The organism is Edaphobacter aggregans DSM 19364 (genome assembly GCF_000745965.1).
In the GTDB taxonomy this organism is placed as follows: Bacteria; Acidobacteriota; Terriglobia; order Terriglobales; family Acidobacteriaceae; genus Edaphobacter; species Edaphobacter aggregans.
In genome coordinates this window covers 1-15,151 of record NZ_JQKI01000046.1, presented here as the reverse complement: position 1 = coordinate 15,151, position 15,151 = coordinate 1, and the positions used below count along the sequence as shown (strand labels likewise).

The following is a 15,151-nucleotide window of genomic DNA, read 5'->3' as shown; positions in this document are numbered from 1 at the left end:
CCCGCATCTTCCGAATTGCCGAGCACTGTTCCCAATGCCCATAAGGCGCGGCCGTGACTGTCCTCAGAACCGACGTCTTCCTGCCATCTCCGGTCGTAGCCCATAAAATTTCTAAACCTAGCCGTTTTGTCATGGAACGCAAGCCAAAGAAAAGCAAGGTATCGGCGGGACAGGGTTGCGAACTCACAGCTGCCAGTCAGCGGAGATCCGTTGAGTAGTGTTGTCACAATGAGTGCGCGCGCGTTGTCATCTGTCGTGTAACCCTCGTTGCAGTTAGGTATGGAGAAAGTAGCATGCTGCAACAGGCCTGTATCATCTGTCATGTTCGATAGATGGGACGTATTGAGACTCGGTAGGCGGTCTGTTGCCTTGAGCGTGAACAGATCTTGCAGGGCTGGGCGCGGGCGCAGCATGCGTTCAACACGCGCACGCTGAAAGCTTGCCATATAGGCTTGCGCTGTTTCTTGCCACGTCGTGCCCCGTGAATGAAGATAGGCACGCTTCCGCATCGCATGGCGCTCGGCGTCATTGTCTAACAGACTAAGGACCGCGTTCGCCATTGAAGCCGGATCGTCAAACGGAACAATGACCCCACGCTCGTCGGCGAGAAGCTCTTTTGCATGCCAGTATGGTGTAGATATGATCGCTTTCCCAGCCCCGAGAGCGATTGCAAGCGTGCCTGAGACAACTTGGGCCTCTTGACGATAGGGGGTGATATAGATATCCGCGGCGCCCACATGCTGCACTAGCTCTTCGGAACTTACGAAGCGATTGTTGAAGATCACGTGTGAGGAAACGCCGAGATCACCGGCCAGCTGTTGTAGCCCTTCTCTATATTTCTCGCCTTCTGATCGTCTGATGTGTGGGTGCGTAGCTCCAGAGACGATGTACATCACGTCTTCATGTTTTTCCAGAATCCTTGGAAGGGCCTGGATTACGTTTTCGATCCCCTTGTTCGGCGAGAGTAATCCAAATGTTAGGAGTACCGGCTTTCCTTGAGCACCGAACAGGTCCTTGAAGTAATTGGGATCCATGAATGGAAGGTCAGGCACTCCATGTGGAATCAGATCTATTTTTCCGGTGGGCACTCCGTAAACATCACGCAAGAATGTGGCAGCTTGCTCGCTCATCACGATCAATCGGTCCGAAAGATGTGCAATCTCTTCAAGGACGGCACGTTGGTTTACATCCGGATCACGCAGCACTGTGTGAAGGGTTGTCACCAGAGGCATCTTCAGTTTGCGAAGTAACGTCAGGACATGACTGCCGGCAGCCCCTCCGAAGATTCCATATTCGTGTTGCAAGCAGACCAGATCGTTTCCGTTGAAGTTAAGAAACTCTGCTGCTCTTTCGTAGGATCCCTTATCTTCCTGCGTTAGCTCCAGCCGCACTCGCTCCGGATACTGATATGCCGAATCTGGATCGTTGACTGGAATTGCGAAAAGCCTTGCACCACCGTATTGTTCTGCAATTGCGGTACACAAGTCTGTCGTGAACGTGGCAATCCCGCATTGTCTTGGCAGATAATTGCCCACGAACGCTATACGGGTTGGCAAAGGCAACTGCGATGTTTCTAATGTCGAAGAAGATTTCGAGAGAGACATGCTTGCCTGCTTTCAAGGCTGCTGTATGCGTCAGACCCCGATACTTGGAAGACATCGTCTCACTGCGCGGGAATTACCCGAAGGACGACCTCTTCACCAACACCAAGAGAAACATGTTGTTGAATCTGACGTGTGTGAAGGATGATCCTGGCGACCTGGAATCCTGGGTATTTCGTGAACTTGACCAGGCCCAATTCGGCAGCATTGAAACTTTGCTTCACCTTCGATAAGGCAAGAGTTATTGCGCGCCCGCGAGCGGATTCGGCGGTTCGACCGACGCCGAGACAGGAATAGTCTTCCATCAACCACATGAAGTGCCAACCTATACTTCGCACTTTCGTATCGAGTGTGGCGGCTGTTGTATCTTCGACAGACATCCAAGACTCGCAGAACTGCTTTTGTATGAGGCCTAATCCACTGGGCAGCAAACATTCCTTACGCAGAAAGATCGCATGTCGTTTCACGCCAGCCGCCTTGCGCCGGCCGATACTTGGCCTGAGACCTCATCGGGGGTACTCGCGATGGATGGGCGCGCTGAAGAGAGCTTCCGATCCCAATTCGAATCAGAGCGAATTGGGCGCACAGTCTCGCCAGCCTCGTCGGGCTGGAATACCGGTTGAACTGGAAGGATGTGTTTTCTTATGCGGCGGGAAAGGTGTTTCTTTACATCAGATTTGCGAGAGGGGATCATAGCGGCTCCAGCGTCCTGTTGCTTACTTGAAAGGTGCTCGTCTGGAGCAAAAGCAATGGACAGCTGAAGGCGAGAAAACGACTCTTACTAAGTCAAGCATACGCTCGAAACGGTTGCCGTGCCGTCACGGGCCATAAACCACCGCTCCCGCAGATCGAGCTGGAACGATCATTGCGACCTGGAGTTCAACTTCGGGCGCTTATCTCGATATGAACGATAGACAAATCTCATATCGTCAAATGAGCGTAGACTCGCAAGCATGTCTACAAAAGAATCGCTAAGCGCCCAGATGCATGATTTTGATCGCAAGATCCTGTTGAACCACTCCCGACAAGGAGAGATCACCTTCGTCCGGAATGGAACGCGCGATTCCGCTCTTGCGATGAAGGCCCTCAAATCTGAGATGGAGGGCCTCCAGGTTGGTCGGGCGCAGATACAGGCGGAACTCATCACCTTGCGAATGTTGTTGACTGTGCCATCCTCTACAGCAACCAGAAACTGCTGATCGGAAGGTAGCCCCCGAAGATTGATCCCGTCTCAGATCAGGTTCTGCCTGTGAGGAAGAACCACGGACGTCTCCGTGTGCCGTTGCCATCCTTAAAAGCTTCCGACGTTTCGCGAACAATACCAAGAGGTAGGCGATGGCCAACTCAAGCGATTGAGGTTTTGACCCTGCAGATTTTGGAATAGCTCATGTGCGGGCCAAATGCCCTACAATCGCGCCACGTTGCTCCACACGCGTTTGGCGAGGCTCTTCGTTTGCGCGTAGACTCGCTTTTATGAAGCATATTCGCACCAAACCCGAAGGTCGCTTGGCAGCCATCACGTCACAGATCGATTCGTTACAGGCGAGATTGCGCGGAGCGCTTATGATTGATGGACACAGACGGCCTCTCGGCCCCGTAGAAACGTCCTTCCTTGAGATCGAGATAGCAGAACTCCGGATCGAGTACGCGGGCCTTGTCGCCAAACTCCCCATGTAATGCCACAGGCAACAACGTTACTGAAATCTACAGCATCATGCTTCCCCCTCTCGAGTGGTAGCCTTTGGCTTCGTGCCCCTATCGAAAACCGGCGCCGAACTGCTCTTCGAGATGCTCAGCCAACGCTACGAACGCGGCTCCACTCTGATCACCTCGAACCTGCCGTTCCAGGAATGGACCGAAGTCCTCGGATCCGAACGCCTGACCGGCGCCCTGCTCGACCGCCTCACCCCATCATGTGCACATCCTGGAGATGAACGGCGACAGCTACCGACTCAAGCAGAGCCGCCGCAAACGGACACCATCCTCCGAACGCTGAACTCTACCCCTCCGAACGCGCCTCGGGGGAGAAGGGCCGCTTCCGCTACGCTCCAGCGGCCCTTCTCCCCCGTCAATCTCACTACAACCCAACTACCTCCTACTGGCCTACTTTTGCTCCGCCTCAGTGGCCTAGTTTTACTCCGCCCTTGACAGTTGATCGGAACACAGCGTTTCCGGCGCCGTCAAATGCGGCTACATAGGCCAAATCGTGTCTACAATATTAGACAACTGTTATGGCAAATGAAGGCACCCCAAACACCGCTCCCGACCCTTTCGATACACCCGAGGCCGCTGACGATTCCACAGAATCGTTTGGCTCGCTCCTTTCAGAGTTTGAAAAGACTCATGCCGATAGATCGAAGACAGAGGCCGCACAGAAGGAAGGCGTCGTGGTGTCGATCTCGTCAGATTCTGTGTTCCTGGATATCGGCTTCAAAGTCGAGGGCGTTCTATCTCGACGAGCATTTGAGAACAATGCCGAAGGGGTTACGGTCGGAGATAGGTTTCCAGTCTCAGTAAAGGGACGCAACGAAGAGGGATACTATGAGCTCTCGCGTTTGAAGATTGCGCAACCAACGGACTGGTCATCACTGGAAGAGGCCTATGCGCAAAAGGAAGCGGTCGTGGGAACTGTGACTGGCATCGTCAAGGGCGGTCTCACGGTCGACGTCGGCATCCGTGCCTTTATGCCTGCATCTCGCAGTGGAACCCGCGATGTAGCCGAGTTGGAGAAGCTTGTTGGCCAGGAGATTACCTGTCGTATCGTAAAGCTCGACGCCGCCGAGGAGGACGTTGTCGTTGACCGCCGCGTCATCCTCGAGGAACAGGCCCACCAGCTTGAGCAGAAGCGATACTCAGAGGTGAGCGAGGGAGATATCGTCAGTGGTCAGGTCCGAAGCCTTACCAGCTACGGCGCGTTTATCGATTTTGGCGGCGTCGATGGTCTGCTGCATGTCAGCGATATCGCCTGGAGTCGAGTCAATAACCCCGAGAAAGCCCTGAGCGTTGGTCAGCAGCTCCAGGTCAAGATTCTGAAGGTTGATGCCGACAGCAGGCGCATTTCGCTTGGACTAAAGCAGCTGCAACCGGAGCCGTGGGACTCTGCTTCCGACAGGTATCAGTTGGGTCAGCGCGTTAGCGGCTCCGTGAAGCGTCTTGCGGACTTCGGTGCGTTCATCGAAATCGAGCCGGGGATTGAGGGTCTTATTCACGTCTCTGAGATGTCGTGGGTCAACAAGGTGCGAAAGCCCAGCGATCTCCTCAAGCTCGATGACACGGTTGAGGCTGTTATCCTCTCGATCAACTCGGCCGAGCGCCGTCTCTCTTTGGGGCTCAAGCAAGCGCTTGGCGACCCATGGACTGTGGTGCCGCAGAAGTTTCCCGCAGGTTCTATTATTGAGGGCCCGGTCGCGCGACTAACGAAGTTCGGCGCCTTCGTGCAACTGGCCGAGGGAATTGAGGGCCTGGTTCACATCAGCGAGATCAGCGCCGAAAAACGCATCAACCACCCGCAGGACGCGCTGAAGGCAGGACAGAGCGTCAAGGCCCAGGTTCTTGCCATCGATATGGAAAAGCGTCAGATCAAGCTGAGCATGAAGCAGCTGATTCCTACAGACCTGGACGAGTATCTCGAGGAGCATGCGGTCGGTGATGTCGTATCGGGCCGTCTGATCGAGCAGATAGGCGACAACGCCATCGTGGAACTTGGCGAAGGCATTCGCGCTAATTGTGCGGTAAGAGCAAGATCCGAGGCGACGCCGGCATCGAGTCAAAGCGAAGCCAAGCTCGATCTCTCAGCATTGAGTTCCATGCTGAACGCTCGATGGAAGGGTGAGACGAAAGCTTCGACCACGCAGGACGAGCCACTTCACGTTGGTCAGATGCGCAACTTCAAAATCGTTATGATCGATAGCAACACCAAACAAATCGACCTGGAGTTAATGACGTAAGTGCACGGATGCACTTTGTCGCTCTCTCTAGCTAGATGCTCCAAAGTACCCTAAATCCCCGCGATGCAGCAATGCACTTGGAATCGTTAACAATAGGACCCCGATCTAGCTTCTGCAGGCTGAAAAGGTCAAGGTGGGCCTGGTCCCGGCCGAGTACTCCAGCGGAGCACGCCAGAAGCTCGGCCACCTCAGCGCAGGAAGGCAACCCCTTCCTGCGCTGGGCACTGGTGGAGTCGGCCACCGTGGCCACCCGCCACGACCCGGAGATGAAACGGATGTACTGGAGGCTGGTCGAGCGGCGGGGCAAGGCGATCGCCAAAGTGGCCATGGCGCGCAAGCTACTTACCCGCCTCTACTGGATGTTGCGCCGGCGAAGCGAAGGCCAAACTCTTCGCCAGCGCAGCCGCGTCGCAGCAAGCCCGTGGCTTGACATGCCGCAGTTGGGTGACCGTAGATAGATGGATGGGGACGCGCGAAGTTCCGCGGCGATTCGAAAAGACGACGCAGTCAAACCCTTACCCCACAACCCATGCAGCCCTGGCCCAAACCGAAGAACCTCGCCGTCAAAGAACGAAGCTCAGAAAGGACACTTGAGCTTCGTTCCCGGCCCGAGCTTATGCTCGTCAACGTCGTTAGAGATGTCAAGTGCTGGAAGCAATCGCTCACGTAAAAGACGAGGCAAAGGCATGAAGGTTGAGATGCTCTATTTCGACGGCTGCCCGCATTATTTGGCCCGCGGTGGAATTGTGGCTGAGACTCTGCGTACTCAAGGTGTCAATGCGGAAGTTGAACGCGCTCTGTGACTACGCCGGAACAGGCGCAGGCTATCGATTTCTTGGCTCTCCTACGCTTCGCATTAATGGGTTCGATGTGGAGCATGAAGCACGGACACAGAACAGCTTTGACCTTGGGTGCCGTACCTATCTTGATGGTAGTCAGCGTTACCGGCCTTATTTCTTACTCGGCGCTGTCATCGCATTGGGTTTCGCTGCACGCTGCATCTTCCGCCCTGCCAGTGCGTGTAAACCAGGTGAGGCCTGCGTTCTTCCGAAAACACGACATCTTTACAAGCGGATGTTCGGGATTACAGTTCTGCTTGTGCTGGTTGCATGCGCATTCCCGTATGTCGCCAGGTTCTTCTACTGAGCTAAATAGATGCGGGTGGACTGACACAGTCGAAACGCTGCACATCTGAACCAGCGCCTCGTCTGCCTCCTCACGATTCCAGGATTTCTTTTTCGAAGAGAACTCCAAAACACGAGGAAACAGAGAATGAATGAAAACAAAGATGCAACATAATTTAACCAGTCGATTTCGGGGAGAAACTTTCTGGGAGCAGTGTTGCGGCAATGGCGACGGCGGTATACGGGAAGCGCGGAAGCTATGGAACAGCAAAACAATGCCTGGGCCAACATTCTCAAGGGCAAGGTTGCAGTGGTCACAGGCGCGGTGTGCGGCGTTGGAGAGCTGTGGCAATTGGATTGGCGCAGAGCGGAGCAAATATTGCAGGCATCGATATCTGTGCAACCGTAGATCCCGGATCGGGAGTGTCTCCGGCAACATGGAAGAACTCGACGAGACTGGACGTCTTGTTAAGGCAGCGGGCAGCAAATGGGACGGTTTCGTTGTCAATCAACGCGATCTGCCTGCCCTTCGATCAACAGCGGCAAAGATCGAGCATGACTTCGGTGGAATCGACATTCTTTTCGCGAACGCCGGGATTCAGGCGTTCAGGCCTTTGCTCGAGATGGAAGATCCTGATTGGAACATTCAGATCGATGTGAACCTTACAGGGACGGTAAATGCGATCCGGGCTTTCGCGCCCGCGCTGGTAAGGCAAGGTGCCGGCTGCATTATTCTCACAACTTCCACCCAAGGGCAGCACGGAACGATGTATGGTTCAGCCTATTCAGCCTCCAAGTGGGGCATCATCGTGTTGATGAAGTCTACTGCGCTGGAACTTGGCAAGTACAAGATTACGGTGAACGCTCTCGTGCCAGGGCTGATTGACACTCCTTTGACGAGGCACGAAGAATGCTATGCCCAGGCACTCGAAGTTGCGGGCAGAGTGCCAAGCGGTGACGTGCGGAAGTACGAAGAGGACGTAAGAAGATAATGGCGGCGAAAGCGCCTCTTGAAGTGCCGTGGATCGACGCGGCGGATCTGGCGCCTGTGATCGTATTTCTCGCGTCCGATGCTGCGCGGATGGTTTCCGGGGCAACCTATGACGTCACAGGCGGTGACGGTGCAAACAATGCTGCATAGAGGCCGATAGCCACTCCATCCAGAAGCTTTTACGGCATCATCAACGTAGTGCTGCACGGTAGCATCATTCGAGTGGTGCCCGCGAGCATGCGCCGATGATGCCAGGCAATACTGAGATATGGCGGACCGCCGGCGTGATTGATCTTCGTCGCAGAGCCACGGGCCGAGGCACATTTCGTGTCATCCCGGCCACAGTGTCCCCGGGCGAGTTGATGTTGAACTATACCCGTACGGATCGTGGATCGGTGCTGGCTGGCCCGGCCCCCAGCGCCATACTCAATCTATCGATCAGGGATGTTTGTTGCAGGCCCCTTGAGTGCGGCTCCGAAGAGGTTGAGCAGTCCAACTGCGGTCGCCATTCCCCGCCGCGCGTCCTCTGAAGTCGCCTGCTTAGCCATTGAGAGGAGCGAGGGCGGCTTCCCGCCTGCTTCGGCAAGGAGTTCATGCAATTTATCCGCATCCAATGAGTTCAGCAGGTTGTTGAAGATCAGTACCGTACGGAGCCTTGTGATCATTTGCGGCGCGCTGATGACATTCACAACATGGTTGACGACTGTATCGCCAGCGCTCAACAGACCATTCAACAGGTCAAGAATCCCATTTTCATGAAGGCGCTCGAGCAGATCATACGCAGCTAATACAGCCTGGGCATGCTCCAACGGTGCCTCCTCAATCTTGCGGACAAGGTCATCGCGTGAATTTTCAGGCTTATATGTTCGAAAATCGACGGCAACTGCCATAAATCCCTCCCTTACTTCTTGACTTGGATATATACGAGCTTTTGTGTCCCTGGCATCCGATAATCGGCGCGCTTCCACTTGCGTTCCACTTCAACGCCATTTTGTGGTGTTGGTTTGCCAGAGAAACGGAAGTTAAGACGCCGCAGCGGATTGGTGCCCTTGTCCGGGAGCACCTCAATCTTTACCGCCGTCTCTTTATAAGCAGGCGTATGCGTTGCATCATCGGCATATGAGCCTGTAAGGATGTTGACCGGACCTTCCTGTGAGAACAGAGGCAGATAGACCTGTTTGTCTTGCACTCTGCACGTGACGAGAACCTTGACCTTGAGCGATCCAAAACGACTGGTCACTCGTACCCATCGCCCCGACTCGAGACCACGCTCTGCTGCGAGTTCCTCGGAAATCTCAAGGTAGCGTTCGGGCGTCTCCTCGCGAATCCCGTCCACTCGGTAGGTCATATTGCCTTCGTGGAAATGCTCCAACTGGCGACCATTATTGAGGAAGAGGTCGAACTCCCCATCTGGCTGATCCTTAGGTTCGGTAAAGGAGACCGGCCAGAATTTGGCCTTATTGTCCGGGAAGGGAAAGCCGTTCAGATAGAGGATAGGCTGGTCGGTGCCATCCGGCGCAACAGGCCATTGCAAGGTGTTGTAGCCTTCCAGACGGTCATAGCGCACGCCCGCATGAATTGGGCTCACCGATGCCAGTTCGTCCATGATCTCTGACGGGTGCTGATAATTCCAGTTGGCACCCAACCGGTTGGCGATCTCCTGGGTAATCTTCCAATCGGCTTTGCTGTCACCCAGTTCGGGCAGAGCCTGATAGAGCCGCTGTATTCTTCTCTCCGTGTTGGTGAATGTACCGTCCTTCTCAAGCGCGGGAGCAGCGGGCAGGATTACATCCGCATAGCGGCAGGTTTCCGTGAAGAAGATGTCCTGCACCACAAAGAATTCCAATCTCTCAAAAGCACCGGCCACCCAGTTGGCGTTGGAGTCTGCGGAGATCATATCTTCGCCCGCCAGATACATGGCACGGAAGTTGCCATGGTAGGCGCCCTCCAGCATCTGGTGGTTGTTCATGCCTGCCTTCAGTGCCAGCGGTACCCCCCAAGCCCGCTCAAACTGCGTCCGGACTTCAGGGTCTTCCACGCTCTGATAGCCGGGATATTTATTCGGAGCTGCACCAATGTCGCCAGCTCCCTGCACATTATTATGACCACGCAGCGGATATGCTCCGCAGCCGGGTCGCATGTAGTTGCCAGTCGTCAGCAGTAGATTGGAGATGGCCGTCGAGGTATCAGACGCGCGTATATGCTGCGTGACGCCCATTGCCCAGAGGATGCACATGGTGTCGGCAGCAGCGATCTCGTGCACAATACGCTCCAGTGTCTCCAAAGGCACCTCGCAGACTCGCGACGCGTATTCCATCGTGAAAGGCTCGAGGCTCTTTCTGTATTCGGCCTCGTTGTTCACCCACTGCTTGATGAAGTCGAGCTTGGCATGGCCGTGATCAAACATGTAACGGCTCATTGCGCAAAGCCAAACCAGGTCTGTTCCCGGACGGGGGCGGAAGTGAATATCGGCGCGGCGCGCCATCTCGTTCTCACGAGGATCGGCTACGATCAGGCGCTGCCCGAACAGTTTATGCGCGCGCTTCACGCGGGTCGCCAGTACCGGATGCGCCTCGGCGGTGTTGGCGCCGACGATCACAATCAGCTTCGATTTCGCAATGTCCTCAATCGAACCGGCATCACCGCCATAGCCCACCGTACGAAAAAGACCTGTCGTCGCCGGCGCCTGGCAATAGCGTGAGCAGTTGTCGATGTTGTTGGTGCCGATCACGGACCGCGCAAACTTCTGCATCAGGTATCCATCTTCGTTCGTTGTCTTCGACGATACGATGATTCCGATCGAGTCCGGGCCATGTGCTTGCTTGATGTGCCCGAGCTTCTCAGTGACCAGTGTCAGCGCCTCTTCCCAACTCGTTTCCCGGAAACCATTCTCGGTCCGAATCAAGGGTCTCTGTAGGCGCTCTTTGCTGTTGACGAAATCCCAACCGAACTTTCCCTTCACACAGGTCGAGATCTCATTGACGTCTCCGTACAAGGGGGCAATTTTGAGGATCTTGCGATCTTTGGTCCACACATCGTAGCTGCAGCCAACAGCGCAATACGTGCAGACGGTCTTGGTTTTCTTAATGCGTTCCTCGCGCATCTTGGACTCGGTCTGCGAGACCTGCATGATCGCGCCGTAGCCCATCTCAGGCTCGATGGCCTTGACGACATCGATCATTTTGTCCAGCGACTCCTTGGGCATCCCACTCAGAAAGCCTGCCTCGCCCAACATGGACTTCTCCATCAGCGCGTTGCACGGGCATACCGTTACGCAGTGCCCGCACGAGACGCAGCTCGAGCCGCCGATCTGCATGCCGCCATCCCATAAGACACGCGGGTGATCGAGCTCCCAGCCAATTGAAAGCGTCTCGTTGACCTGCACATTCTGACACGCCTGCACGCACTGGCCGCAAAGAATGCACTGGTTCGGGTCATACCGGTAGAAGGGATTCGACATGTCCACTTCATACGGCTTCGGCTTGTAGGGGTGCTCCTGGTGTTCGACATTCAGTGCGAGTGCGGTGTTATGAACACGGCAATTCTCGTTGTTGTTGTCACACACAGTGCAATAGAGCATGTGATTACCGAGAATGACATCAAAAGCTTCTCTTCGTGCATCAGTAGCTTGCTTTGACTCGGTGACAACCCTCATCCCCGACGTCACTTGCGTTCCGCAGGAGCGGACCAGCTTGCCGTCTACTTCGACCAGACACGTATCGCAGGTCTGAATAGGGCCCATCAATGGCGAGTGATAGCAGATGTGGGGAATCTCTTTATGACGAAGTACAGCCTCAACGAGCAGTTCGCCTTCTTCTGCAACAACTGAGGAGCCGTCGATCGAAATTTCAGCCTCAGGGGTTGAGGCCAGTTTATCTGCCAGAGACGTTCTGGTTATCTCTAATGTACTCATATCTGCATCGCTCCTCAGCGTGAAATCAGCGCCCTATACACGGCTCTTCTGGGGTAGGCCGAAGCGCATAGACCACTCTTCTAATGTCTTTAATAGAGGGCCGTAAAGCTTTCAGTTTCAACCGAAAATTGTGAAATCTTCCGAGGGGGTGGCCAGGCAACAGTTCAGGTGTCTATCCGATCGAGGGCCGCCGCGAATCTTGCGCGAGAACTGTCACGTCGGCAAGATCGTAGCGGACGTCAGCGATACCTGGTGCCGACAACGAGCGCTCTGCCAGCGTCCCAGCCCTGTCAATTCGTGAGCACTCCCGTTCCTGCACCGTGGACACACGAAACCGTCCGGCCACCGGCAGGCAGCCGGATACGCTCGGCATGCCTCCTCGGTGGCGAACCGTGACTGGAATTCGCGCAAGTTCTTCGGGAATGTTGGACGCGGCACGCCCCTACACTGCCCCTTGTGGCTTGCTGAAACAACCAGATAAGCAGAAGCTGCTTAGACGAACGCTTTGGGCGAATCGGTTAACCACAAATAATCCACTTCCGATACTGTGCAGCGTTGTCGTAGTGCCCGCAAATGTATGGTCCGCCGTCTGACTGCAAGGGAAAAGCGAAGAGTGGATCGACAGATCTGCGCAAATGTATTCGGCCTTTGTGTGGAGAGTGGAGTCTCCTGGCCATGATGAGTTGCGCTGCGTACTCTTCCTGATAAACGGGACGGTCATGGAAGACCACGTTGATGGGCGCTCGTTGCTGAAGCGCGTCGAGCCATGGGCCGAATGGAGACCGTTCTCGCTTCACGCGCAGTCACCGGATCGCGCACCATGCACGAGGATCTTGCGCAGGTAAGTTGTTGCCGCGCTTGCTGATGCCGAAGAGTCGGGCCTTGCCACCGGTCGAGTGCTGTCGTGGCACAAGCCCAAGCCAGGAAGAAAACTCACGCTCCTTATGGAAGGCTGCGCCGTTACCGATCGCGGCTACGATGAAGATGTGAGATGCTTGTGCGATTGCGTGGCTAGGGTTATTTCATGCCTGTGTGGAGCCACTGAACCGTTCCCGACCGTCAGCCGTCTGAAGCATTACCATACTGCGCTTCTCTCATGCTGATCCCTGGCGCTCAGCGACCTCCCATCGTGATCTCCTCGATGGCTGGAGGATTCTGAGCGAAGTCGCTATATCGAATCCAGCGTGGCCGTACTACGAAATAGGTGATGCCGGGCCAATGCAACCGCGATGGTCGTCAGTAAAGACCGCGAAATACAGGTCCTGATACCGTTTCAGGTCTGGGCCTGTTGGCTCTGCAGCAATGCCTTCGAACTGGACGGTTTGTTCTCCATCCCATCCGACCACGAAAGAACAGGCTGGCCGCCCAATGAGGTTGGGATACTTGCGGGAGGACTTCACCGTGTCGAAGATGATTTCCAGCTCCGGAGTCACAGCAATGCCTACCAGGGCCGATTGTGGAGTGCCGTCAGCTGAGATACTTGAAACGACCCGTAGCGGTAGCGCGACATGAACGAATACAAAGCGACGCTGTCCATTATCTGCCTCCAGGAAGATCATGCCACGGGCAAAGGTGAACAGGTTTCAGTAGGCACATTTAGAGTATAGCGACGAAGTTTATATGCTGACGCGTCTCCTGTGGGTTCCATTCGCGCTCACAGCGCGAACGCTCACTCCGCCCCACAAGCAAAGCTCGCAGCATCCTTCACTTCCCCGCCGCCCTTATACTTCGCCACTTGCGGATACGGGCACAGCGGCCGCGTCATCACCGGCTTATTGTCAGCCCCCAGCTTCACGGCAATCATCTCGCCTATAAGCTTCCCCGTTTCAACCCACTCCTGCAAATCCGCCAGCGCGCCCGTCCCCGGCCCCTTCGCGCTCGGAGCGCCCAACTGCCCAAACAGATTCGCCCCCGGGCCCGCCAATGCAGTGCTCCATCCCCGGCTCCATATACAGCCGCACAAAGCTCGCCACCTTCTCCCCGCCCATCATCTTCTGCACACTCTCGTAGTACGCAATCGAATTCAGCGGAGAGATCGCCGAATCGTCCCAACCCGTCATATATCACCACCTTCCCTCCCCGCGCCGCAAACTGCAGCAATACTTAAAGAGACCTGACTGCGATGGCTATCCAGCCGCCCCAAGTGGGCGAATCGTAATGACAGGAGTTTGGCAGTTGACACACGCTCTGGCATTTGCAGCAGTCTGGCTCGTCTAACGATTGAAGCTTTGGTAGAGGAAGTGACAGAGCCGATTTATGCTCCCCTGAAGCGTATACCTCATTTCGGCCACCGCACTGGCACTTGTGCCCAAATCCTACTTATTGATCCGCTACAGCAGCTTGCAACCCACGCATGTGGATCCGTACTCGTGCGTGCGGTTCGAGCATTTTTCGGCCTGCGGGAGATCAAGTGCAGTCGTGCGAATTTGTGGAACGGAAAATGCACTGCTGAAGAGCACACGCGCCGAAAAGCGAGGTTGGCATGTTGCACAACACGACTCTGAATCCGGTCCATTGCGGAGGACCTCTGACGAGTATCTTCACGAAGAGGCTCCAGCGCATTTTCAAGCGGAATCTCCCTTGAGGTCTTGAAATACGTCGAGCAAGAAACGAGGAACACGCACTGATGTACGTAGTTTCGAATGGACGGCCACAGACTCTGTCGAGAACCGCCCGCGTCGTTGGTGGAATTCGCGATTCTTCTGATGAGCGCCTCGGCCTGGGCACAGACCGGACAGAAAAGCGCACCGGCTTGCCCGAGCGCATCAGCAAAGCTCCCACTGATGACATACGACGAGCCGGTTGAGGGTCTCGCGGATCCTGAGTGTCGAACTAACCTATTGGATTCGATTCAGTTTATTCCTCTCGGTAAGAACGACAACCACTATCTTTCCTTTGGCTTTTGGATTCGTGAACGAGGTGAATCCGTCAGCAACCCAAACTGGCCAGACAAGGATAGGGTGTAAAGCATGATGAGTCTCACCATCACCAACGAGCTAAGGATCCGATTTTCCTTCCTCGCCCACGTGCGCACCATGAGCAGCAGTCCCTGTCAAGAGACGAACATGCCGGCGTCAACTTATCGCTCGGTAAGGGATTACGGTCACGAGCTGGAGTGTTAGAAATCGGTCCTGCCAGCACTAATGAACAGATTCGAATTGCATTCGAGGACTCTTGATGCACACAAGTGTTTGGCCACCGAAGTGCACATTCAGGTGTGTCTCGGCAAGATGAGTTGAAGCCCGAGTTGTTTGAAGCCGGAGAAATGAAAAACATCGGATACGCATTTGACTTCCTGTTCGGCCGCCTTCTGACGTGAAGTCTGACGGAACCACTGAGGGAAACGCAACCTAATTTTCATTGAGAACTGACCCAGCAAGGAGATAGAGAATCATGCCAGAAAGTCTGACCCAATCCGTACCGCCGACGCAGATCGCGAATAACATCGGGATCGCAACCATCAGCAATCCGCCAGTAAATTCCCTCAGCAGCGGCGTTTGCGAGAAGCTGCTCGCGTCCTTCGACGAGTTTGAGAAAGCCCGTGTCCGCGTCATCATCATTGGTGCGGATCCAAA

15 protein-coding genes and 2 pseudogenes are annotated in these 15,151 nt (G+C 55.1%); 8 read left to right on the top strand and 9 right to left on the bottom strand.

All coding sequences use genetic code 11. The features are described from left to right. Both Q363_RS44220 and Q363_RS40700 read right to left on the bottom strand, forming a co-directional pair. Positions 1 to 1,604 (bottom strand): glycosyltransferase family 4 protein (locus Q363_RS44220; RefSeq protein ID WP_425387704.1); only part of this gene is annotated, 1,604 nt, incomplete at its 3' end. Positions 1,605 to 1,663: 59 nt separating this feature from the next. Then, a complete protein-coding gene (locus Q363_RS40700) occupies positions 1,664 to 2,068 on the bottom strand; it encodes a hypothetical protein (RefSeq protein WP_157467079.1) in 405 nt (134 codons plus the stop codon). Positions 2,069 to 3,332: 1,264 nt separating this feature from the next. On the opposite strand from Q363_RS40700, the gene Q363_RS45535 reads away from it, so the two are divergent. From Q363_RS45535 to Q363_RS42850, 7 genes are all read left to right on the top strand, one after another. Further along, positions 3,333 to 3,749: an ATP-binding protein gene (locus Q363_RS45535; protein WP_425387702.1), complete on the top strand. Its 417-nt coding sequence runs from the start codon at positions 3,333 to 3,335 to the stop codon at positions 3,747 to 3,749. 83 nt (positions 3,750 to 3,832) lie between these two features. Beyond that, positions 3,833 to 5,548: a 30S ribosomal protein S1 gene (locus Q363_RS17480; protein ID WP_035352618.1), complete on the top strand. Its 1,716-nt coding sequence runs from the start codon at positions 3,833 to 3,835 to the stop codon at positions 5,546 to 5,548. A 275-nt stretch (positions 5,549 to 5,823) separates the two neighbouring features. Continuing rightward, positions 5,824 to 6,006: a hypothetical protein gene (locus Q363_RS40690; RefSeq protein WP_157467076.1), complete on the top strand. Its 183-nt coding sequence runs from the start codon at positions 5,824 to 5,826 to the stop codon at positions 6,004 to 6,006. A 319-nt stretch (positions 6,007 to 6,325) separates the two neighbouring features. Further along, on the top strand, positions 6,326 to 6,694 hold the full coding sequence (locus tag Q363_RS46385; protein ID WP_084080479.1) for a mercuric transporter MerT family protein: 369 nt from the start codon (positions 6,326 to 6,328) through the stop codon (positions 6,692 to 6,694). A gap of 237 nt (positions 6,695 to 6,931) precedes the next feature. Further along, the gene (locus Q363_RS42860; RefSeq protein WP_211256227.1) at positions 6,932 to 7,081 is read left to right on the top strand and encodes a hypothetical protein; all 150 of its coding nucleotides are present in this window, start codon (positions 6,932 to 6,934) and stop codon (positions 7,079 to 7,081) included. A 28-nt stretch (positions 7,082 to 7,109) separates the two neighbouring features. Then, on the top strand, positions 7,110 to 7,664 hold the full coding sequence (locus Q363_RS42855; RefSeq protein WP_211256226.1) for an SDR family NAD(P)-dependent oxidoreductase: 555 nt from the start codon (positions 7,110 to 7,112) through the stop codon (positions 7,662 to 7,664). Next, entirely contained in the window at positions 7,664 to 7,813 is a 150-nt protein-coding gene (locus tag Q363_RS42850; protein ID WP_211256225.1) for a hypothetical protein, read from the top strand. The genes Q363_RS42855 and Q363_RS42850 overlap by 1 nt, the downstream gene beginning before the upstream one ends. A 281-nt stretch (positions 7,814 to 8,094) precedes the next feature. On the opposite strand, the gene Q363_RS17465 is transcribed toward Q363_RS42850, so the two are convergent. The 7 genes and pseudogenes from Q363_RS17465 to Q363_RS46375 form a co-directional block, all read right to left on the bottom strand. Beyond that, positions 8,095 to 8,553, bottom strand: coding sequence for a helical membrane plugin domain-containing protein (locus tag Q363_RS17465; protein WP_035352613.1), 459 nt, complete (start codon positions 8,551 to 8,553; stop codon positions 8,095 to 8,097). Positions 8,554 to 8,564: 11 nt separating this feature from the next. Beyond that, the gene (gene fdhF, locus Q363_RS17460) at positions 8,565 to 11,576 is read right to left on the bottom strand and encodes a formate dehydrogenase subunit alpha (protein WP_051978920.1); all 3,012 of its coding nucleotides are present in this window, start codon (positions 11,574 to 11,576) and stop codon (positions 8,565 to 8,567) included. Between the two features lie 222 nt (positions 11,577 to 11,798). Next, positions 11,799 to 12,014 (bottom strand): annotated as a pseudogene (locus tag Q363_RS46380) (transposase); the annotation flags it as partial. A 370-nt stretch (positions 12,015 to 12,384) separates the two neighbouring features. Continuing rightward, a pseudogene (locus Q363_RS38360) lies at positions 12,385 to 12,550 on the bottom strand (transposase); the annotation flags it as partial. A gap of 219 nt (positions 12,551 to 12,769) precedes the next feature. After that, entirely contained in the window at positions 12,770 to 13,135 is a 366-nt protein-coding gene (locus Q363_RS17455) for a pyridoxamine 5'-phosphate oxidase family protein (RefSeq protein ID WP_211256224.1), read from the bottom strand. A 110-nt stretch (positions 13,136 to 13,245) separates the two neighbouring features. Further along, on the bottom strand, positions 13,246 to 13,500 hold the full coding sequence (locus Q363_RS42090; protein ID WP_035352610.1) for a tannase/feruloyl esterase family alpha/beta hydrolase: 255 nt from the start codon (positions 13,498 to 13,500) through the stop codon (positions 13,246 to 13,248). Then, the gene (locus tag Q363_RS46375) at positions 13,403 to 13,636 is read right to left on the bottom strand and encodes a tannase/feruloyl esterase family alpha/beta hydrolase (RefSeq protein WP_084080476.1); all 234 of its coding nucleotides are present in this window, start codon (positions 13,634 to 13,636) and stop codon (positions 13,403 to 13,405) included. The genes Q363_RS42090 and Q363_RS46375 overlap by 98 nt, the downstream gene beginning before the upstream one ends. 1,333 nt (positions 13,637 to 14,969) lie before the next feature. Here Q363_RS46375 and Q363_RS17440 point away from each other — a divergent pair. Beyond that, positions 14,970 to 15,151: Clp protease/crotonase-like domain-containing protein (locus Q363_RS17440; RefSeq protein WP_035352604.1), on the top strand; the 182-nt coding region annotated here is incomplete at its 3' end.